The 20,122-nt window shown below is 71.7% G+C and carries 19 protein-coding genes and 1 pseudogene; 12 read left to right on the top strand and 8 right to left on the bottom strand.

All coding sequences use genetic code 11. The features are described 5' to 3' along the window. Positions 1-612: 612 nt before the first annotated feature. Positions 613-3,183, bottom strand: coding sequence for a penicillin acylase family protein (locus QSJ59_RS14685; protein ID WP_285760093.1), 2,571 nt, complete (start codon positions 3,181-3,183; stop codon positions 613-615). A 173-nt stretch (positions 3,184-3,356) separates the two neighbouring features. Between QSJ59_RS14685 and ilvA the strand changes: the two genes are divergently transcribed. Next, entirely contained in the window at positions 3,357-4,616 is a 1,260-nt protein-coding gene (gene ilvA, locus QSJ59_RS14680) for a threonine ammonia-lyase IlvA (protein ID WP_285760092.1), read from the top strand. Positions 4,617-4,669: 53 nt separating this feature from the next. Continuing rightward, a complete protein-coding gene (locus QSJ59_RS14675) occupies positions 4,670-5,389 on the top strand; it encodes a TVP38/TMEM64 family protein (RefSeq protein WP_285760091.1) in 720 nt (239 codons plus the stop codon). Positions 5,390-5,399: 10 nt separating this feature from the next. On the opposite strand, the gene QSJ59_RS14670 is transcribed toward QSJ59_RS14675, so the two are convergent. Further along, entirely contained in the window at positions 5,400-5,741 is a 342-nt protein-coding gene (locus QSJ59_RS14670; protein WP_285760090.1) for a hypothetical protein, read from the bottom strand. Between the two features lie 329 nt (positions 5,742-6,070). Here QSJ59_RS14670 and QSJ59_RS14665 point away from each other — a divergent pair, with 329 nt between their 5' ends. Genes QSJ59_RS14665 through panD form a run of 3 tightly spaced genes read left to right on the top strand, consistent with a single transcriptional unit; the run spans position 6,071 to position 7,838 of the window. Beyond that, positions 6,071-6,256 carry a hypothetical protein gene (locus tag QSJ59_RS14665; protein ID WP_285760089.1) on the top strand — a complete coding sequence of 62 codons (186 nt, stop codon included), beginning with the start codon at positions 6,071-6,073 and terminating at the stop codon, positions 6,254-6,256. Between the two features lie 49 nt (positions 6,257-6,305). Further along, positions 6,306-7,361, top strand: a complete 1,056-nt coding sequence (locus QSJ59_RS14660) for a sigma-70 family RNA polymerase sigma factor (protein WP_285760088.1) — start codon at positions 6,306-6,308, stop codon at positions 7,359-7,361. A 36-nt stretch (positions 7,362-7,397) separates the two neighbouring features. Then, on the top strand, positions 7,398-7,838 hold the full coding sequence (panD, locus tag QSJ59_RS14655) for an aspartate 1-decarboxylase (RefSeq protein WP_285760087.1): 441 nt from the start codon (positions 7,398-7,400) through the stop codon (positions 7,836-7,838). A gap of 173 nt (positions 7,839-8,011) precedes the next feature. Here panD and QSJ59_RS14650 read toward each other — a convergent pair whose 3' ends face one another. Continuing rightward, positions 8,012-8,854, bottom strand: a complete 843-nt coding sequence (locus QSJ59_RS14650; RefSeq protein ID WP_285760086.1) for a SigB/SigF/SigG family RNA polymerase sigma factor — start codon at positions 8,852-8,854, stop codon at positions 8,012-8,014. A 357-nt stretch (positions 8,855-9,211) separates the two neighbouring features. Between QSJ59_RS14650 and QSJ59_RS14645 the strand changes: the two genes are divergently transcribed. The 3 genes from QSJ59_RS14645 to QSJ59_RS14635 all read left to right on the top strand — a co-directional run bounded on the left by QSJ59_RS14645 (position 9,212) and on the right by QSJ59_RS14635 (position 11,895). Beyond that, complete coding sequence (locus QSJ59_RS14645) at positions 9,212-9,373, top strand: hypothetical protein (RefSeq protein WP_285760085.1); 162 nt, start codon at positions 9,212-9,214, stop codon at positions 9,371-9,373. Between the two features lie 191 nt (positions 9,374-9,564). Further along, on the top strand, positions 9,565-10,887 hold the full coding sequence (locus tag QSJ59_RS14640; protein WP_285760084.1) for an aminotransferase-like domain-containing protein: 1,323 nt from the start codon (positions 9,565-9,567) through the stop codon (positions 10,885-10,887). 57 nt (positions 10,888-10,944) lie between these two features. Then, a complete protein-coding gene (locus tag QSJ59_RS14635; protein WP_285760083.1) occupies positions 10,945-11,895 on the top strand; it encodes a D-alanine--D-alanine ligase family protein in 951 nt (316 codons plus the stop codon). A gap of 41 nt (positions 11,896-11,936) precedes the next feature. Here QSJ59_RS14635 and pucD read toward each other — a convergent pair whose 3' ends face one another. From pucD to QSJ59_RS14615, 4 genes are read right to left on the bottom strand one after another with little or no spacing between them, the layout of a single operon-like run. Then, a complete protein-coding gene (gene pucD, locus QSJ59_RS14630; protein WP_285760082.1) occupies positions 11,937-14,336 on the bottom strand; it encodes a xanthine dehydrogenase subunit D in 2,400 nt (799 codons plus the stop codon). Then, complete coding sequence (locus tag QSJ59_RS14625; protein WP_285760081.1) at positions 14,336-15,691, bottom strand: 8-oxoguanine deaminase; 1,356 nt, start codon at positions 15,689-15,691, stop codon at positions 14,336-14,338. The genes pucD and QSJ59_RS14625 overlap by 1 nt, the downstream gene beginning before the upstream one ends. Beyond that, positions 15,688-16,194 carry a (2Fe-2S)-binding protein gene (locus QSJ59_RS14620; protein ID WP_285760080.1) on the bottom strand — a complete coding sequence of 169 codons (507 nt, stop codon included), beginning with the start codon at positions 16,192-16,194 and terminating at the stop codon, positions 15,688-15,690. The genes QSJ59_RS14625 and QSJ59_RS14620 overlap by 4 nt, the downstream gene beginning before the upstream one ends. Then, a complete protein-coding gene (locus tag QSJ59_RS14615) occupies positions 16,185-17,054 on the bottom strand; it encodes an FAD binding domain-containing protein (protein ID WP_285760079.1) in 870 nt (289 codons plus the stop codon). The genes QSJ59_RS14620 and QSJ59_RS14615 overlap by 10 nt, the downstream gene beginning before the upstream one ends. A gap of 224 nt (positions 17,055-17,278) precedes the next feature. On the opposite strand from QSJ59_RS14615, the gene QSJ59_RS14610 reads away from it, so the two are divergent. The 3 genes and pseudogenes from QSJ59_RS14610 (at position 17,279) to QSJ59_RS14600 (ending at position 18,557) form a co-directional block, all read left to right on the top strand. Then, entirely contained in the window at positions 17,279-17,437 is a 159-nt protein-coding gene (locus tag QSJ59_RS14610; protein ID WP_285760078.1) for a hypothetical protein, read from the top strand. After that, positions 17,404-17,757: pseudogene (locus QSJ59_RS14605) on the top strand (PucR family transcriptional regulator); the annotation flags it as partial. The gene QSJ59_RS14610 and the pseudogene QSJ59_RS14605, both read left to right, overlap by 34 nt. 77 nt (positions 17,758-17,834) lie before the next feature. Then, positions 17,835-18,557, top strand: coding sequence for a pentapeptide repeat-containing protein (locus QSJ59_RS14600; protein WP_285760077.1), 723 nt, complete (start codon positions 17,835-17,837; stop codon positions 18,555-18,557). Between the two features lie 69 nt (positions 18,558-18,626). Here the strand turns inward: QSJ59_RS14600 and QSJ59_RS14595 are convergent, their stop codons facing one another. Further along, positions 18,627-19,079 (bottom strand): VOC family protein, encoded by a 453-nt coding sequence (locus tag QSJ59_RS14595; RefSeq protein WP_285760076.1) that lies wholly within the window; start codon positions 19,077-19,079, stop codon positions 18,627-18,629. Positions 19,080-19,099: 20 nt separating this feature from the next. On the opposite strand from QSJ59_RS14595, the gene QSJ59_RS14590 reads away from it, so the two are divergent. Then, positions 19,100-19,702 carry a CGNR zinc finger domain-containing protein gene (locus QSJ59_RS14590; protein WP_285760075.1) on the top strand — a complete coding sequence of 201 codons (603 nt, stop codon included), beginning with the start codon at positions 19,100-19,102 and terminating at the stop codon, positions 19,700-19,702. The last annotated feature ends 420 nt before the right edge of the window (positions 19,703-20,122 follow it).

Genomic DNA, 20,122 nt, shown 5'->3' with positions numbered 1-20,122 from the left:
GTGCGACAATGTCGAACACTTTCTGCGAATAATGCCTTCCGGGTTCCGACGTGTCAACCTGTCGGACCGGCCGCGCCGGCGTACCGGCCCACCCGGGTCGTGCCAGGCCGCGCGGGCCGCCCGCACCCCACGATCGGGCCGCGGAGCGGACCGTGTCCCACGCGGGCTCCGCCCGACGGCCCCCGCGGTGTCCACCGGCGCCGCCGACACCGACCCCTACCCGCTCCCCGCCCGGTGCACGCGCCCTGATCGAAGGTCCTCGCCCCACGGGCGCCTGGTGGTCGGGGCACCCGGCGCCGCCCCGATGCCCGCCGTCCTTTGTCGCCCCGTAAGGATGCGCGCCGCGCAACGGCGTGCAGTGGGTCGGTCGCGGCGACCGGCCCCGGGGCCTCGCCCCCTGGCAACCGCTCGGGCGCGGGTCCGACACCGCCCGTCCGGGAGCACGATTGCCGTGGTGGTCCCGTCGGCGCCGTACCGCAATCGCTTTTCCACGCTTTGCGTTCGACATTGTCGAATCCGAGTCGAACCCGAACGGCGCCGGTCGGCCCATCCGGGCCCGGTCGTGCGGGCGGGGAGGACGCGCTCGTGCGGAAAGCGCGCCCGCCCCGGCGGTCACGGGGTCAGGACCAGTGTCCTCTCGGCAGCGGCGCGCACCGCCCCGGTCGAGGCGCGCATCGGGAAGGTCTCGCCCCGCGCCCACGGCTCCAGCTGGTCGGCGTAGTGGGGGTGGAAGGCGTGTCCGGAGGCGCCGGTCAGGTTGACCCAGCGGGAGGCGTCCAGGTCGCCCAGGTCCACCACCATCCGCATCGAGGGCACGGTGGTGATCGCGTACCCCTCGGCCGAGGCGTTCCATCCGGTTGCGTTGACGGTGCTGGAACCGCCTCCCGACTCCACCGGCCCCCGGTTGAACAGCCACTCCACCGCGGCGATACCGGAGGTGCCCAGCGAGGCGTTGGTGGCGGTCAGCGTGTGCAGGTCGCCCCAGCGCCAGTCCGCGGGGTCGTCGCCGAGGAGGTCGGTGAGCTCGTCGGTCGCCCGCTCCAGCGCCATGGCCAGCGCGTCGTCGCGGTTGTCGGCGACGGACCCCTTCCACCAGGGAGACTCCGGCGCCTCCACCAGGGCGCCCAGCAGCAGCCAGGAGCGCGAGGCGTTGGAGGGCGGACCGAGGTCGCCCAGTTCGTCGAAGACCAACGGCAGCAGGTGCTTGTAGGTCGCGTTGTACACGGCCGCCGCCGCGGAGTCCACGTCCTGCTGGTAGTCCCAGTCCGCCAACAGGTCGCGTGCTCGGGCCGCGGGACCCGACACCTCGGCCGCCAGAAGGTGCGGCACCACCGCGCGCGCCCCGGAGTTCTCGTTGTCCATGTGGATCCGCGACATGTCGGCCACGGTGATCCCGCCCTCCCCGACCGCCTCGGCCAGGAGGGTCGTGATGCGCTGGGAGCGGTAGCCGTAGTCCCAGTCGCGGGTCAGCAGGTTCGGGTAGTCCGTGCCGATCACCGCCTGGTTGGCCGCCACGATCATCCCCGACTCCGGATCGCGCACGCTGGGCAGCTCCTCGAAGGGGACGAACCCCTCCCAGTCGTAGTCGGAGTCCCACCCGGGTGCGGGCCAGCGCCCGTCGCCCTTGCCGCGAACCGGGATCAGCCCCGGCGCCTGGTAACCGATGCCGCCGTCGGTGTCGGCGTAGACCAGGTTCTGTGCCGGGACCTCGAAGAAGGAGGCCGCCGTGCGGAACTCCTCGAAGTCGCGGGCCCGGTTGAGCAGGAAGATCGCGTCGGCGGTGCGGCCCGGTCGCAGCGCCGTCCAGCTCATCGCCACCCCGTATCCGCCCGGTCGGGCGGTCCCGGCCGGTTCGCCCTCGGCATCCACCGGGGCGTCCTCGCCCAGGGCGCGCAACTGCGCACCCAATTCCGGGTCCGACATCAGCGGCCCGTGCCGGGAGGAGCGCACCGTGATCTCCACGTCGTCGCCGCCGGCCACCGCGATGGTCTCCGCCCGGGTCTCCAACGGTTCGGCGGCGCCGTCCACGATGGCAAAATCACCCTCGATCTTCTCCAGATAGAGGTCGGTGACGTCGGGGCCGAGGTTGGTGAACCCCCACGCGATCTGCTGGTTGAAGCCGATCACCACCCCGGGCAGGCCGGGGAAGGTGAATCCGGTGACGTCGAAGGGGCACTCCTCGCCCACCGTCGTGCAGTGCAGGCCCATCTGCGCCCACACCGAGGGCATCGCCGCACCCAGGTGGGGGTCGTTGGCCAGCAGCGGTCTGCCCGACGCGGTGTGGTCGCCCGAGACCACCCAGGAGTTGGAGCCGAGGTCGGGGGAGTCGTCGGGGCCCAGTAGCTCGGGCAGGCCGGAGAGGCCCTCGCCCAGTTCGCGCAGGACCCGGGCCGCCTCCGCGGCATCGTAGGGAGGGTTGGCCGCGTCGCCCTCGTCGGTTCCGCCGCCCGTGGTGAACACGCCGTCCTCGACCGTGCCTTCTGCCAGGATCGGGGCGTGCTCGGCCTCGGGGTAATCGGGGTAGAGCTCTTCGACCTGCTCGCGGGTGAGACCGCCGGCCAGCAGCGAGGCACGGTCGATCTCCGCGTCCATGTTGCCGGCCAGGTCCCAGGCCATCGCCTTGAGCCAGGCCAGGCTGTCGGCCGGGGTCCACGGCTCGATCGCGTAGTCGCCGTTGGTCAGGCCCAGCACCGCGTACTCCAGGCTCACCGCCGGTGCCGCGCGCCCGTCGAGGTAGCCGTTGACCCCCTCGGTGTAGGCGTCCAGGTACTCCCGGGTATCCGCGCCCAGCAGCGCGTACTCCTGCTCGGCCACCCGCCGCCAGCCCATGGTGCGCAGGTAGACGTCGGTCGCGACCTGGTCGGCACCGAACAGCTCCGCGGTGCGCCCCGCGGTCACGTGCCGGTTGAAGTCCATCGCCCAGAAGCGGTCCTGGGCGTGCACGTAGCCCTGGGCGAGGAACAGGTCCCGGGAGGTGTCGGCATAGATGTGCGGGATGCCGCCGGCGTCACGATGCACCGTCGCAGGCGCACTCAGCCCGGGCACCGACAGTTCGCCGTCGGTGTCGGGGAAGGAACGCTGCACGGTCCACACGGCCAGACCGGCGGTGACGAGCAGGAGGGCCGCCAGGCCCGCGAGGACGCCCAGCGTCCAGCGCCTGAGACGGGATTGAGCACGAGACATGGGATGACTGTAGGGCCCGCTCGGCGCCGGGGCCCGTGTTCCGCGTCTCACTTTCACAACTCCGGCTTATGGGGTGCATCGGTCGGCCGCAGGGAAAAGGTCCGCCCGTCGTCGCGGTGCACCGGCTCCCGCATCGACGAGCGGACCGCAACAGGCGAGGTAGCATCGCTGCCGTGTCCCACGAGCCCGATGAGTTGACCCCCGCCGCGATCGTCCGTGCCGCCTCCCGCCTGGAGGCGGTGGTACGGCGTACCCCGCTTGAGCACAGCGCCCGGCTCAGCGACGACGTAGGCGTCCCGGTGCTGCTCAAGCGCGAGGACGCCCAGCTGTGCCGTTCCTACAAGGTGCGCGGCGCCTACAGTCTGATCGCGTCGTTGAGCGAACAGGAGCGCAGCCGCGGCGTCGTGTGCGCCAGCGCGGGAAACCACGCCCAGGGACTGGCGTTCAGCTGCCGCGAACTCCGGATCAAGGGACGGGTCTACCTTCCCTCCAACACCCCGCGGCAAAAGCGCCGACGCATCGCGGCGATCGGCGGCGACTGGGTGCGCCAGGTGATCGTGGGCCGCTCCTTCGACGAAGCCAACGCCGCCGCCCACGAGGACAGCCGGCGCACCGGCGCCGTCTACGTCCCCCCGTTCGACGACCCCCGCACGATCGCCGGCCAGGGCACCGTGGGGCTGGAGATCACCCAGCAGCTCACCGGCCCCGTCGACACCGTCGTCGTCCCGGTCGGCGGTGGCGGCCTCGTCTCCGGCATCGCGCTGTGGGTCAAGGAGAACCTGCCCGGGGTCCGTGTCGTGGGCGCCGAACCCGCCGGTGCGGCCAGTATGCGCGCTGCCCTGGACAACGGTGGACCCGTCGCGCTGCCCCACGTCGACACCTTCGTCGACGGGGCCGCGGTGGGCCGGGTCGGTGAGCACTGCTACCGGCTCGTGCGCGACCTGGTCGACGAGATCGTGTCGGTGCCCGAGGGCGCGGTGTGCACGGAGATGGTCGCGCTCTACCAGAACGAGGGGATCATCGCCGAGCCCGCCGGAGCACTGGCCAGCGCCGCCGCCCGGATGCCACTGGGGCGCAGGCCCGAGGGGCCGGTCGTGTGCGTCGTCTCCGGGGGCAACAACGACCTCAGCCGCTACGGCGAGGTGATCGAGCGCTCCCTGCTGCACGAGGGGCTGCGCCACTACTTCCTGGTGACCTTCCCCCAGGAACCCGGCGCGCTGCGCCACTTCCTCGACGAGGTGCTGGACGAGGGCGAGGACATCGTCGCCTTCGAGTACGTCAAGAAGAACAACCGGGAGACCGGGCCCGCGCTGGTCGGCATCGAACTGGACCGCGCCGACGACATCGAGGCCCTGGTCAAGCGGATGTCGGAGAGCCCGCTGCAGATCGAACGGGTCTCCCCGGGGTCGCCGCTGTTCTCCTTCCTGCTCTGACCCGGCCCGCGACTACCAAGGACGGTGCGGCGGATGGAAGCGAGTCGACCGCGGTGACACACGAAGAGCCTCCGGCGCCCTCGCGCGCCGCCCCGCTGGTGCGTCTGCTGCGCTCGCCGTGGCCGCGTGTGGTCCTGCTGGTCGCGATCCTGGCGGGGTGCGGCTGGTTGGCGGCCACGCAAGGGCTGGACGCACTGGCAACGGCGCGCGAGCACGTCGCGGGACTGGGGGCGTGGGGGCCGCCGCTCTACGTCCTCCTCTACGCCCTGGCCACCGTCGCGCTGTTTCCCGTCGCGTTCCTCGATGCGGCTGCCGGGGCGCTGTTCGGCATCTTTTTGGGGGCGGCCCTGGTATGGGCGGGTGCGACGCTGGGCGCGGTCGCCGCGTTCCTGCTGGGCCGGGGGCTCTCCCGCGAAGCAGTCGAACGCCTCTCCGGGGGCAGGGTCGACCGCCTCAACGCATTCCTGGCCCGACGGGGGACCCTCGCCGTCGCACTGGTCCGGCTCTTCCCGCTCTTCCCGTTCACCCTGGTCAACTACGGCTCCGCCCTCACCGCGGTCACCCTGAGGCAGTACACGCTGGGAACGGCGATCGGCATCGTGCCCTCGGTGTTCGTCTACGTCTTCCTGGGCCGTGGTGCGGCCACCCCCACGTCGCCGATCTTTCTCGCGGCCGTGGGGGTACTGGTGCTGTTCGTCGTCGGGGGCGCGTTCGCTGCCCGACGGCTGTCGCGTCGCATGGAGCCCGCCGACCGAACCGGCGACGAAGGCTGAGCCCGGCACCCTATTCGCGGCGCACCTCGTTGTGGGTGAGCAGCACGTAGCAGGCCGCCAGTTCCAGGCAGAACCAGCTGTGGCCGTCCGCTACAGGCGGGGGCAGCCGGGCGTTCGGGGCGGTGACCGCCTCCACGGCCGAGCGTGCCTGGTCGGTGATCGCCTGGCGGGCCCGTCGGGTGCGCGGTCTGATCCCCCGTGCGCACAGGTCGGCCTGTAGGGCCCCGGCCCGCACCACGATCAGGTCGTGCAGGCGCGGATCGCTTCGGGCGGCCAACAGGAGGGGTTCACCGTGCTCGTGGTAGAGGCGGCGCAGCCATCCCTGGGCAGTTGAGAGTCGGGTCGTGGGCACGGTGGCGACGCTAGCGTCTTCCCCGGCCGCGTGCGGGCCGAACCGGTTAGCAGACGCGCTTCGCGCAGCATCCATTACGCGAAGCGCGCCCGCGTTTCACCGGGGTGGCCTCCAAGAGGGGCGGTGAGGTCCGTGCCACCGTCTCCAGTGGGGGGGGCTCCCCCCGCCCCAGAGGTAATTCGGTGCTGGTGGGCGCATGGATTGGCCGATTCGGTGATGCGATGCACGACCGACGGTCCCCGGGCGGAAAAGTACGGGTTTTCCCATCGCCGGGGCCCGCGCCGGAGCGGGAGATCTGGCCCGGGACGGGCAGGACGCACGGGGCCGGCGTGTTGACCGCGCTCCTACTGGGCAGCAGAACAACCATGATGACCTACGCCGACTGGAGCGACCTCGACGACGACGAGCTGATGGCCGCGGCCATGGCCCTCATAGAAGAGGAGCCTCCGCCCGCCGTGGTGTTCGCCTTCGTCGACGCCATCCTGTGCCACACAGATGGCGAGACGGTGCCTTGACGGGGTCTAGGGTCGGTGCCGACAGGCCACGCGCGGGAGAGGCACGACCATGGAACAGGTGCTCGCCGACGACGCCTTCCTGCACTCGGCGGCGCCCTTCCGCCGCGAGCTGCTGGTGCACTGCTACCGGATGCTGGGCTCGGTGCACGATGCCGAGGACCTGGTCCAGGAGACCTACCTGCGGGCGTGGCGTTCCTACGACGGGTTCGAGGCCCGATCGAGCATCCGTACCTGGCTCTACCGCATCGCCACCAACGTCTGCCTGACCGCCCTGAGCGGTAGGGCCCGGCGCCCGCTGCCGACCGGGCTGGGCGGCTCGCCGGCCGACCCCGAGGACGACCCGAGGCGCTCCGCGGACATTCCCTGGCTGCACCCCCTGCCCGATGTGCCGGTCGCCGTCGAATGGGGCGATCCCGCCTCGGTCGTCACCCAGCGCCACAGCCTCCGACTGGCGCTCGTCGCCGCCCTCCAGTACCTGCCGCCCCGCCAGCGTGCGGTCCTGGTGCTGCGCGACGTGCTGCAGTGGCGCGCCGCCGAGGTCGCCCAACTGCTGGGCACCACGACCACCGCTGTCAACAGCTCCTTGCAGCGCGCCCGCGCCCGGATCGCCGAAGCCGCCCCGGCCGAGGAAAGCGTCCTCGAACCGGAGGACGCCGAGTACCGTCGGCTGCTCGACCGGTACGCCGCGGCCTTCGAACGCAAGGACGTCGCCGCCATCACCCGCCTGCTCACCGCCGACGCGGTATGGGAGATGCCGCCCTTCGCCTCCTGGTACCGGGGCCCGGCCGCGGTGGGCCGCCACCTCGCGGCCAGGTGCCCGGGCGGTCCCGGCGACTTCCGCCTGCTGCCGGCCGGCGCCAACGGCCAGCCGGCGTTCGGGGTGTATCTGCGCGACGGAGGCGAGTACCGGCCCTTCCTCCTCCAGGTGCTCACCCCCACCCGGGCGGGCTTCTCCCATGTCGTCAGCTTCCTCGCCCCCCGGCTCTTCGTGACGTTCGGCCTGCCCCCGTCACTGGCGGGGGTGTCGCCCGCCACCCCGCCGGGTGAGCACGTCGCGTGCACGGAGGGCATGATGGAGGGACACGGGACCCTTCGCGGCCTGTAGACCTGATGGACCGCACAGCTTAAGGACGCAGAGATCGTGCAGCGCACCCTCATCAACGGCAAGATCCACCGCGCCACGGTTACCCAGGCCGACCTGCACTACGTCGGATCGATCACCATCGACGCCGACCTCATGGCGGCCGCGGACCTGGTGGACGGAGAGCAGGTGCACGTCGTCGACATCGACAACGGCAACCGGCTGGTCACCTACGCGATCACCGGCGAGCGCGGCAGCGGGGTGATCGGCATCAACGGCGCGGCCGCCCACCTGGTCGACCCCGGCCACCTCGTCATCATCATCTCCTACGCCGTGGTGGACGAGGCCGAACGGGCCGGTCACGTCCCCAGCGTCGTGCACGTGGACGCGGCCAACCGGATCGTGGAACTGGGCGACGACCCGGCACAGCCGGTTCCCGGCTCGGATCTGCGCTCCGGTGCCGGCCACACGGGGTCCGGGATACGCGAACGGGTCGGCTGACCCGCGGGGCGGCCGAAAGCAGGTGCACCAGCCGGGGTTCCCGCGCCGTGCCCGGTTCCCTGCCGCCGTGACGAGGCCGTCCGCCCGCGCTCGGCGCAGGCGGACGTCCCCGTCCACGATCGGGCGGGGTGCTCCGTCACAACGAAGACGGTCGGGGCGACTGCCCCAGCGCGTCAGCTCCGCTCGCGCATGTGGTCGCGCAGACGCTCCAGGGTCTGCGACAGCAGCCGCGAGACGTGCATCTGGGACAACCCCATGCTCGCGCCGATCTGCGCCTGGGTCTTGTCACCGAAGAACCGCAGCAGCAGAATGCGCCGTTCCCTGGAAGGCAGTTGGGCCAGGGCCTCCTTCAAGGCGATCCGGTCCACGACACCCTCCAGCGCTCGGTCGGTGTAGGCGATGGTGTCGCCCAGGCTGTCGGTGTCGTCGTCGGATCCCCCGTGCGGGGCGTCCAGGGACAGTGCCCGGTACTGTGCTGCGGCGTCGAGGAGCTCGACAGTGGTCTCCACGGCCAGGCCCAGCTCGTGCGCGGTCTCGACCAGAGTGGGCGAACGCCCGTTGGCCTGCGCGAATTCCAGGGTCATGCGGTTGAGCTCGGTGCGCAGCTCCTGGTACTTGCGAGGAACCCGCACCGCCCAGGTGTGGTCGCGGAAGTGGCGTTTGAGCTCGCCGCACATCGTCGGCATCAGATAGGAGATGAACGGTTTGCCGAAGCGCGGATCGTAGCCCTCGATCGCGCGCATCAGACCCAGCACGGCGACCTGGTACAGATCCTCCAGCGGTTCACCACGGTTGCGGTAGCGCCGCGCCTCGCGTCTGGCTATGTGTTCGTGACGGCGCACGACCTCGGCGCGGATGGGTTCGGCCTCGGCCGCGCAACCCGCCTCCGCTAATTCGGTCAACAGCTCCTCGGTGCTCGGAGCATCGTCATCGGCGGCCTGGCGCGGATAAGGCGCGACCGCCCATGGCATCCGTGCGCGTGCAGCGTTCGAGGACTCGGTTTGCGTTCCAGCCATGTGGATCTCCTGCTTTTGGCCCTGGCGGCGGCGTGACGAAGTGGCGCCGCCCCTTACGCCGGCAAGATCCCGCGCAGAGTACGCGGGCCGGTTGGGGCGCGGGTGCGAATGAAGCAACGAGGCCGTTATTCGGACCTTAAGAAATCGCCGCCCGGAAATCCGGGAGCGAAAATGGTGCGGTTCCACACTTACCCGCCCGGAGTCCCCCACGACAGCCCCAGAGGGGGTGGTTGCCCGAGGTTTCACTCCGGTCGGAAGGGTTCTTTGCCTCCACAAAAGCCGCGGGTAGTCATACGGCGGGTGAAACCGGTGCTATTGCCACTGGTTGCCCCGGACGCTTCGGGGCAGCGAGAGGCCATGACGGCACGCGTGGACTGGGAGGACCTCGACGATGGTCAGATGCTGGAGGCGGCAGCGGCCCTCCTGTGGCAGGATCCGCCGCCGGCGGCGGTGTTCGCGCTCGTCGAGGCGATCATGGGAGCGGGAGACGACGAACCGGGGCCGCAACGCGCCCCCTGAGTGCGCTCGCGCGCGGTTCGCCCCCCGGCGAGCGGGTTTCGTGGTCTTCGCCGGTCGTGCCCGTGAGCGAGTGCGTAGACTTGCCCGCGACCACCGGGTCGCCGACGCGGCGCCGACCGGCGCATGCCCGCCGTTCTCGCAGGTCCGCCTCTGCCTCCCGGATTCCTGCCATCAGTACGCGGAGGTGGATCGTGTCCGTTGATCCCCGAGAGTCCAAGCCCTGCCCGCAGGGCTCGCGCATCGACCCCTACGTCGGTTCCTACGCCGCACGCGCCCAGGGGATGGTGGCCTCGGAGGTCCGCGCACTGTTCGCCGTCGCATCGCGGCCCGAGGTCGTCTCGCTGGCCGGGGGCATGCCCAACGTCAGCGCCCTTCCGCTGGACGCGCTCAGCGACATCGTCCAGCGCGTCGTCACCGAGCAGGGCGCCACCGCCCTGCAGTACGGTTCGGCCCAGGGCGATCCCGTGCTGCGCCAGCACATCTGCGAGGTCATGGGCCTGGAGGGGATCGACGCCAGTCCCGACGACGTGATCGTCACGGTGGGCTCCCAACAGGCGCTCGACCTGGTCACCAAGGTCTTCATCGACCCCGGTGACGTGGTGCTCACCGAGGGTCCCACCTATGTGACGGCCATCAACACCTTCGCCGCCTACCAGGCCCGCATCGAACACGTCCTCATGGACGACGACGGCGTGATCCCCGAGGCGCTCGAAGAGATGCTGACCCGGTTGGCGGCCGAGGGCGCCCGGGTCAAGTTCTTCTACACCGTCCCCACCTTCAACAACCCGGCCGGCGTCACGCTCACCACCGAACGCCGCGCACGGGTCCTGGAGATCTGCCAGCGGTTCAACCTCCTCGTCCTGGAGGACAACCCCTACGGACTGCTGCGCTACGAGGGGGAACCGGTTCGCGCGCTGCGCGCCGACGCACCCCGCAACGTCATCTACCTCGGCTCCTTCTCCAAGACGCTGTCGCCGGGCTTTCGCATCGGGTGGGCGCTAGCCCCTTCCGCGGTGCGCGACAAACTGGTCCTGGCCGCCGAGTCCGCGATGCTGAGCCACTCCAGCTTCAACCAGTTGGTCGTGGGGCGCTATCTCGCCACGCATCCTTGGCGCGAGCAGATCAAGGACTTCAACGAGATGTACCGGGCCAGGCGCGACGCGATGCTGACCAGCCTGGACGCCCTCATGCCCGCGGGGAGCTCCTGGACCAGGCCCGAGGGCGGCTTCTTCGTGTGGGTGCGCCTGCCCGAAGGACTGGACTCCAAGGCCATGCTGCCGCGCGCAGTCGGCGAGCGCGTCGCCTACGTGCCCGGAACCGGTTTCTTCCACGGCGACGACGGCCGCGGCAACATGCGGCTGTCGTTCTGCTACCCCACCCCGGAGCAGATCCGGGAGGGCGTGCGGCGACTCGTCGGCGTACTGGAGAGTGAGATCTCGCTGCGTGATACGTTCGGCAGCGCGTCGGCGCCGCCGCGCCTGGGAGACGACGCCCCAGCACCCGACCTGCCGTAGCGGCGGGGCGAGGAGACTGGGGCGCCGGCAGTGGCAGGACAGAGGGAGAACAGGGCCGTGGCCGACCTGAACCGAGTACTCGTGCTGGCCGGCGGGCTCTCACCCGAGCATGAGGTGTCGGTGCGCTCCGGCCGAAGGGTCGCCGACGCGCTGCGCCGCCTGGACATCGAGGTGCAGCTCGCCGACGCCTCCGCGGGGCTGCTGGAGACACTGACCACCGACCCGCCGCAGGTGGTCCTGCCGGTCCTGCACGGTGCACTGGGCGAGGACGGCGCCATCCGCGAGGTCCTGGAGCTGTCGGGGGTGCCCTATGTCGGTGCACGCCCCGACGCCTGCCGGGCAACCTACGCCAAACCCATCGCCAAGGCCAGGGTGGCCGAGCACGGGGTCGCCGTCCCCCGCGGTGCGGCCCTGCCCAAGTCGGTCTTCCACGACCTCGGCGCCCCGGCCGTGCTGGAACGGATCGTGGACTCCCTGGGCCTGCCGCTGTTCGTCAAGCCCGACCAGGGCGGTTCCGCGTTCGGCGCCACGGCGGTCGCCGGCGCCGCCGACCTCTCCGCGGCGCTGGTCAGCTGCTTCGCCTACAGCGACACCGCGCTGATCGAGGAACAGCTCTTGGGCACCGAGATCGCGGTGGGCGTCCTGGACCTGGGCGACGGCCCCGTGGCACTGCCCGCCGTGGAGATCGTCCCCGACGGCGGGGCCTACGACTACACCGCCCGCTACACCGCCGGGCGCACCGAGTTCTTCAGCCCGGCCCGGCTGTCCGCCGAGGTCGCCGCCGCGGCGGCCCAGGCGGCCGTCACCGCCCACAAGGCCCTGGGGCTGCGCGACCTCTCGCGCACCGACCTCATCGTCGACGACTCCGGCACGGTGCGCTTCCTGGAGGCCAACGTCTCGCCCGGCATGACCGAGACCTCCACGCTTCCCCTCGCGGTGGAGGCGGCGGGCCTGGACTTCGCCGTGGTGTGCCGAGAACTCGCCCACCGGGCGCTGCTGCGGGGCTGAGCACCGGGCGCCCGGGTCCTTTCGGTGCCCGGGCGCCACGGTCACGCCCGCTCGATCCCCACGATGTCCTCGGGGCGTACCGGTGTCCGGGAAAGCGCCCGACCGGTGGCTGCGCGCACGGCCGCGACCACCGCCGGAGTGGAGGACAGGGTTCCGGGTTCTCCCACCCCGCGCAGTCCGTAGGGGGCCTGAGGATCGGGGCACTCCAGGATGTCCAGGCGCATCGGCGGGGTGTCCGCGATCGTGGGTATGAGGTAGTCGGTGAAGGACGGATTGCGGATCACGCTGTCCTTGACCTGAATCTCCTCCATCAGCGCCAATCCGATCCCCTGGGTGGTGGCGCCCTGGATCTGCCCGGCGAGCTGTTGGGGGTGCAGTGCCCGGCCCACGTCCTGGACCGCGGTCATCTCCACGACTTTGACCAGGCCCAGTTCCACGTCCACGTCGACGACCGCCCGGTGCACGCACATCCCGAACTGGGTGTGGGAGTCGCCCTGGCCGGTGACCGGGTCGATCATCTGGGTCAGGCGGTGTCGGTACTCGCGGGTCTCCTCCACCGCGGAGTCGCCCAGTAGCTCCACCAGGCTCACCAGCACCCCCTCGGTGGCGGAGAGGACCTTGCCCCCGCTCAGCGACAGCAGGGCGCTCGCATGGTCGGGAGCCACCAGCCCGCGTTCGCGGACCAGGCCGAACACCCTCTCGCGCACCGCCTCGCAGGCGTTCTTCACCGCTCCGCCCGTCATGTAGGACTGGCGCGAGGCGGAGGAGGAGCCGGCCGACCCCACCCGGGTGTCGGCGGGGTGGATGGTGACCTGTTCCACCCCCAGTTCGGTGCGCGCGATCTGGCCCTTGATCGTGACCAGGCCCTGGCCCACCTCGGCCGCGGCGGTGTGCACCAGGACCGTCGGCTCGCCGCCGATGACCTCCAGGCGCACCCGTGCGGTGGAGTGGTCGTCGAACCCTTCGGAGAAGCACAGGTTCTTCAGACCCACGCCGTAGCCCACGCCGCGCACCACCCCCTCGCCGTGGCTGGTGTTGGCCATCCCGCCGGGCAGGATCCGCGGGTCGCCGGGGTCGGGCAGGGCCGCGCGCTCGGGCGGCATCGGCGCGTCCCGGGCGCGTATCAGCATCTCGGCCATCGGCAGCGGCGAGTCGATCACCTGACCGGTGATGATGCGCGATCCCTGCGCCACGGCGTTCTTCAGCCGCAAGTCCACCGGGTGCATGCCCAGCCGTTCGGCGAGGCGGTCCATCTGCGACTCGTACCCGAAGCACGCCTGGACCGCGCCGAAGCCGCGCATGGCCCCGCACGGCGGGTTCGTGGTGTAGACGCCGTAGGCGTCCACCAGCACGTTGGGCACCTCGTAGGGCCCGATGCCCAGGGAGGAGGCCACGCCCACGACCGCCGGGGTGGTCGAGGCGTAGGCGCCGCCGTCCAGCACGATGCGCATCGTCGCGTACACCAGCGTGCCGTCGGCCAGGGCACCGTGCTCGTACTCCATCCGCGCGGGGTGGCGGTGCACGTGCCCGAAGAAGGACTCCTCGCGGTTGTAGACGATCTTCACCGGCCGCCCGGTGCGCAGCGCCAGCAGGCAGGCGTGGATCTGCATCGACAGGTCCTCGCGGGCGCCGAACGCCCCGCCCACGCCGGCCAGTGTCAGGCGCACCCGGTCGGCGGGCAGCCCCAGACAGGGGGCGATCTGGCGCTGGTCCACGTGCAGCCACTGCGTGGCGATGTAGAGGTCGATGCCGCCGTCCTCGGCCGGTACCGCCAGGCCCGACTCCGGCCCCAGGAACGCCTGGTCCTGCATGCCGACCTCGTAGGAGCCCGACACGGTGACGTCGGCCCGGGCGCGCAGCTCCTCCACCGAGGCGCCCTCGGCGAAGGCGCCGGTACGGATCGGCTGGTAGCGGACCTGGTTGCCGTTCTGGTTGTACTGCCGGTGCGCCGGCAGCGAACCCGCCTCGTGCACCAGTGGGCAGTCGGGGTCGAACGCGGCCCTGATCGGGTCCGACACCGGTGCCAGCACCTCGTAGTCGACCCTGATCCGCTCCAGCGCCCGGCGCGCGGTCTCGGGATGGTCGGCCGCCACGATGGCCACCGGTTCGCCCTGGTAGCGGACCTTGCCCTCGGCCAGCACCGGCTGGTCGAGGTACTCCAGCCCGTAGCGCTTCTCGCCGGGCACGTCCTCATGGGTGAGGACGGCGTACACCCCCGGCAGCCGCAGCGCCTCGGTGATGTCGACCCCCTTGATGAGGGCATGGGGGTGCGGACTGCGCAGTGTCATCCCCCAGAGCATGTCCTCCGTCCACATGTCCGAGGAGTAGGCGAATTCCCCGGTGACCTTGAGGGTGCCGTCGGGACGGCGCGGGCTGGTGCCAACCCCGTCCTTGATCGCGCCGGAGAGGCCCGACGCGGTGGTTCCGGTCGTGGTCGTCATCAGCGGTTCACCTCCCGGAGTAGCCTGGTGTGGGCCTGGCGTCCGGCCAGGGCGGCCGCCTCCGCGGAGACGGTGCGGAGCTCTCCGCGGTCCACGACGCCTGCACCGCCGACCAGCAGATGCTCCAGTGGGGGAGTGGGACCGAAGGTCAGGGCCACCACCGGGTCGGCGATGACGTCGTAGCCGTAACCGTCCACTCGCCACAGGGCGATGTCGGCGAGCTTCCCCGGTTCCAGGGAACCGAGCTCGTCGGCGCGGCCGAGGCAGCGGGCCCCGCCCATGGTCGCCAGTTCCAGGGCCTGGCGCGCGTTCAGCGCCTGGGGCCCCATACGGGCGCGCGCCATCAGCAGTGCCTGGTGCATCTCGCCCGCCAACGGGGTCAGCTCGCTGGAGGCGGGGCCGTCCACCCCCAGGCCCACGGCCGCGCCCGCCGCCACCAGTTCGGTCACCCGGCAGATCCCCGCGCCCAGGCGGGCGTTGGAGGTGGGGCAGTGCGCGATCGACGTTTTGGTCGCGGCCACCCGGGCGATCGCGTCGTCGGACAGGTGCACGGCGTGGGCCAACCAGACGTCGGGCCCCAGCCAGCCCAGCTTCTCGGCGTATTCCACCGGTGTGCAGCCGAACTCCGCGAGGCACTGACGCTCTTCGTCCAGGGTCTCGGCCAGGTGGGTGTGCAGCCGCACTCCCTTGGCGCGGGCCAACTCGGCGGCCCCCACCATCAGCTCCCGGCTCACCGAGAAGGGCGAGCACGGCGCCACCGCCACCCGGGTCATCGAGTCGAAGGCAGGGTCGTGGTGGGTGTCGATGGCAGCCGCGGTCGCCTCCAGCGCTCCGTCCAGCGTCTCCACCACGCTGTCGGGCGGCAGGCCGCCCGCGGAACGTCCGCGGTCCATCGAGCCGCGGGCCAGATCGAGGCGGATGCCCACGGCCCGGGCGGCCTCCACCTCGGCGGAGGCGATGTCCCCGCGCCCGGCGGGGAAGATGTAGTGGTGGTCGGAGGCGGTCGTGCAGCCGGACAACGCCAGCCACGCGGTCCCCGCTGTGGTGGTGCCCGCGACCACGTCGGCGTCCAGGCGGTCCCAGCTCTCGTAGGAACCGGCCAGCCACTCGAACAGGGTGTTGTCGGTGAACAGGCCCTGGGTGGCCCACTGGTACAGGTGGTTGTGCGTGTTGACCAGCCCGGGGGTGGCCACGCAGCCGCGTCCGTCGATGATCCGGGCGCCGGCCGTGGACGGAGCGGGGCCAGGGCCGACCTCGGTGATGCGCCCGTCCACGGCGACGACGTGGCCCGAGGGGTACTCGGCGCCGGTCACGGTCACCACATGGGCGCCGTCGATGACCACGGTCGTGCTCACCGGGCGCCCTCCTCGGTGCGCTCGGCCGCGGTGCGCACGGCTTCGACGATCTTCTCGTAGCCGGTGCAGCGACACAGGTTGCCCGACAGGTGCTCGCGGATCGCGGCGTCCTCGGGGACACCGCGGCCCCGACCGACGGTGCGCGCGATGAGGTCCTCGGTCTGCACGAGCAGGCCCGGGGTGCAGAAACCGCACTGCACGGCACCGGCCTCGACGAACGCCTCCTGGATCACGCTCAGCCGGGCCTCGCCGGACGCGCCCTGCTCGGCCATGCCCTCCACGGTGCGCACCGCCCGCCCCTGGGCCTGCCCGGCGGCGACCATGCACGAGCACACCGTCACCCCGTCCAGGTAGACCGTGCAGGAACCGCACTCGCCCTGTTCGCAGGCGTTCTTGCTCCCGGGCAGGCCCAGTCGCTCGCGCAGCACGTACAGCAGGCTCTCACCGGCCCATACGTTGTCGGCCGACACCTCCCGGCCGTTGACCTCGAATGTCACGCGCACGTGGCGATCTCCTTCCGGTAGTCGGTGACGGCCCAGGCCAGGGTCCGGCGGGCCATGACCGAAAGGGCGTGTTTGCGGTACTCGGCGCTGCCGCGCACGTCGTCGATCGGGCGGGCGGTCGCGGCGACCAGTTCGCCGAACCGGCGTACGGCCGTCGGCGCGGGGGCCGTTGCCTCGTCCCAGTCCAGTTCCGCCGCGATGAACTCCTCGGCCGCCCGTGCGCGCAACGGTGTCGGTCCGGCCGAACCGATCCCGGTCCCGACCTCGCGGGTGCGGCCGTTCAGTGCCAGGGCGAACGAGGCCACGGCGATCACCATCGCGTTGCGCGTGCCGATCTTGCAGAACTGCTGCGGGCCGGCCGGTTCGGGCAGGAGCACCGCGGTGATCAGCTCGTCGTCCTGGCGCGCCGTCCGGCGCGGCCCCAGGTAGAACTCCCGGGCCGCGACCCGGCGCACGCCCCGCGCCGAGGCCAGCTCGATGGTGGCGTCCGCCGCCAACAGCGGTGGGTGCGCGTCGCCGGCCGGCGAGCCGCCGCCGAGGTTGCCCCCGACCGAGCCGCGGTTGCGGATCTGGGGGGAGGCCACGGCGCGTGCGGCCATGGCCAGACCGGGGGCGCGGCCGCGCAGACGGTCGATGATCTCGGTGTAGGGCACCCCGGCCCCCAGGCGCAGGTGGCCCGGCTCGACCCGCCATTCCCGAAGCTCCGCGATGCGCGTCAGGTCGATCAGTGCGGGCGGCCGGTGTTTGTCGAAGTTGAGTTCCACCATCACATCGGTGCCGCCCATGATCGGCACCGCGTCCGGCTGCTCGCCCTTGGCGGCGAGCGCCTCCGCCAGGGTGGCGGGGCTCAGGAATTGCATACGTCGTCCTTGCTGCTCGCCGGCGCGCGACGGTGCGCCGTGTCGGTCCCTGCCCGCTCTCCGGGTTCCAGTACAGCACTTGACGGGGGCCAGGACCAGGACGCGAAGACATGAAGAGAACGGCAGGTCGGGCCTTTCATCGGTGTTTTCCTCCAAAAGCCCGTCTGGGCTACCGTGGCCGCAGCGCAGGGGGTCCTTCTGCGCGCAACGGCAAAGGACGGGCCATGCTGATCAGCGAGCTGGTCGCCGTACCGCGCCTGCGGCTGCGCTTCCTCAGCGGCGCCCACCACGCGCGGCGTCCGGTGCGCTCGGTCCCCACCACCGATCTGCCCAGCCCGCAGCGCTCCCCCACCGGCGGAGAGCTGGTCATGACCGGGGGATGATGTGGCACGCGGGGGCGGCCGACTCCGAGGAGTTCGTGCGCTCGCTGGCCTCGCTTCCCGGAGAGGTGCGTTCGTCCTACCGGGACCGGGTGCTGGGCCCGTTGCCGGCCTACGACCGCGACCACCGGGGCGACCTGACGTGGACACTGCAGGCGTTCTTGGAGCACTCCGGATCGTGGCAGCGCTGCGCCGCGGCCATGCACGTCCACGTCAACACGCTGCGCTACCGGATCGGGCGCATCGAGGAGCTGACCGGGCGCGACCTGTCCCGCATCGATCAGCGGGTCGACCTGTTCCTGGCGCTTCGACTGCGCGAGTGAACGGTCTTGTCACCGCGTCCGGTTAGGCTCCACCGGTCGCGACAGTCGGGGAAGCGAAAACGAGCAGGGGAGCAGCGGTGGAATCGACGGTGGCCCGGGTTCTGGCCGACGGCGGGGAGCTCGCAGGAACGGATCTGAACGGCGCGGACCTGCGCGAGGAGTTGGGATCGCCCGTGAAGCAGGGCGAGCGCCGGTTCACCGGGTGCGACCTGCGCGGTGCGGACCTGCGCGGTGCCGACCTCGTGGGTGCGGTCTTCACCGGCTGCCGGGTGGACGGTGCCCGTCTGGGGCGTGCCGTCCTGGACAACGCCGTGTTCACCGGGGGAGGCGCACCCGACGCCGACTTCACCGAGGCCGAGTGCGCTGACACGCGCTTCGGCGACATCGACCTCGCCGGTACCCGGTGGGACCGCGCCCTCTTGGCGCAGACCGCCTTCGTCGGCTGTCGGCTCAGCGGCGCGGATTTCCGGGGCAGCCGCGGGGTCGGCCTGTCCTTCGCCGGCTGCAACCTCATGCTGGCGCGGATGCCCCGCCTCGGGTTGCGCGGTCAGGAACTGGCCGGGCTGCGCATGGACGAGGCCGATCTCGGCGGCGCCGACCTGCGCGACACCACATGGAGCCGGTCCGCGCTGCGCGGTGCGAACCTGCGCGGTGCCGATCTGCGGGGCGCGGACCTCAGGGGCGCCGACCTCGGGGAGGTCGTCCTGGGCGAGGCCGGGTGGATGCGCGGCGCGACGGTCTCCGCGGCCCAGGCCCAGATGCTGCTGGCGGCGATGGGAGTGGTGGTGGCCGCGGACTGAGCCGACCGGCCTCCGGCGATGCGAACGGCAGGTGGGCCCAGGGGCGGGTGAACTCTTCCCGCCACGGCCCTAGACGGCGCAGAACTCGTTGCCCTCGGGGTCGCGCATGATCCACCAGTGCCCGGCCGGTCCCTGGTCCACCTCGCGGACGCGGGTGGCGCCGACCGTCTCCAACCGGTCCACCAGCGCCGTGAGTTCGCCGGGCGCGCCGTGGACGTCGATGTGCAGGCGGTTCTTCACCGTCTTCTCCTCGGGCACGTCCTGGAAGAGCAGCCTCCGGCCGCCACCGATGCCGGTCACCGCGTCGAACGGGTCCTCGGGGTGGCGGATCGCGGCGTAGCCGCGAAAGATCCGGCGGCCGTTGTGCTCGGTGACGGCGTCCGCGCCGACGAGGCCGTCGGTCAACAGTTGGTCGATCAGCGCGCTGGTGTCCTCCACTTCGTACTCCAGCGCGGCGGCCCAGAAGTCCGCGAGGGCGGGTGCGTCCGTGGCGTCGAAGACCAGTTTCCAGTGCAGTGCCATGTGCTGGTTATAGTGGTTACATGGATTCGTCCGCAACCCCGGGGATGCCGATGCGCTCCCGTGCCGGGGCTGCCTACCGCTTCGACCCCGGCGCACTGTGCCTGGAGCTGCTGACCACCGGAGGCCCGGGGGCGTTTCGCCGGTACGAGGTGCTGCACGCCCCCGCCGACCTCGCCGCCTGGGCGCAGCGGTCGCGGCTGGACCCCACGCCGCGACTGGAGGTCTCCGAGGCCGAACTGGCAGACGCGCGCGTCCTGCGCGACGCGCTGTTCCGGGTCGCCACAGCCCGGGCCCAGGACCGTCCGCTCGCCCTCGAGGACCTGGGTGCCATCAATGCTTTCGCGGTCCGGTCGCCGATGGCGCCGGTCATCGGCCCCGCCGGCGAACGGAGCTGGGCCGGCCCCGCCAGTGGCGCCGAACTGCTCGCCACCGTCGCCCGCGACGCCGTCGACCTGCTCACCGGTCCGTTTGCGCACCGCATCCGGGTGTGCTCCGCCGAGGACTGCTTTCTCGTCTATGCCGACACCTCCCGCCCGGGGCGTCGCCGCTGGTGCTCCATGGAGCACTGCGGCAACCGTCACAAGGTGCGGGCGCTGCGTGCGCGCCGTGCCGAGGAGGGGTGATCGTCGCATCCACCGGGCCGGACGAGGACGCCGTCCCGCCCGCCCGTCGCCCGGGATCTCGGCGGCGGCCCTGACGGGGGTGGAAAGGCCATGGCCACGCCCTGGTGGCCAGGTGCGGGCAGCCGTTGCGTGTGCCTCGACGCCGCTCCGGGGCGCAAGGTCCCTTGTCGCAGGGACCGGGGCCGTCCCGACCGCGAGAACCGGGTGCCCGACCGGAACGGACGGCCGCAGGAGACGGCGCGGGATCCGCTCGTCGGACTGCGTTTCGGTTGCGCGGCGCCGTTGTGTCGTACCCACGGGCTAGCGTCTGTCCTGTCGGCGAAGGCGGCGCTTCGGAGGACGGCCGAGGTGCCGCCCGCGTCGATGTCCGGGGCGGAGGTTCCTGTCGAAACCTGTCGCGGACCGCCAAGCTCACGTATA

The sequence above is a fragment of the Nocardiopsis ansamitocini genome (genome assembly GCF_030268225.1).
In the GTDB taxonomy this organism is placed as follows: Bacteria; Actinomycetota; Actinomycetes; order Streptosporangiales; family Streptosporangiaceae; genus Nocardiopsis_D; species Nocardiopsis_D ansamitocini.
Note: the sequence above shows the minus strand (reverse complement) of the source record. Positions and strands in the feature narration are given on the sequence as shown.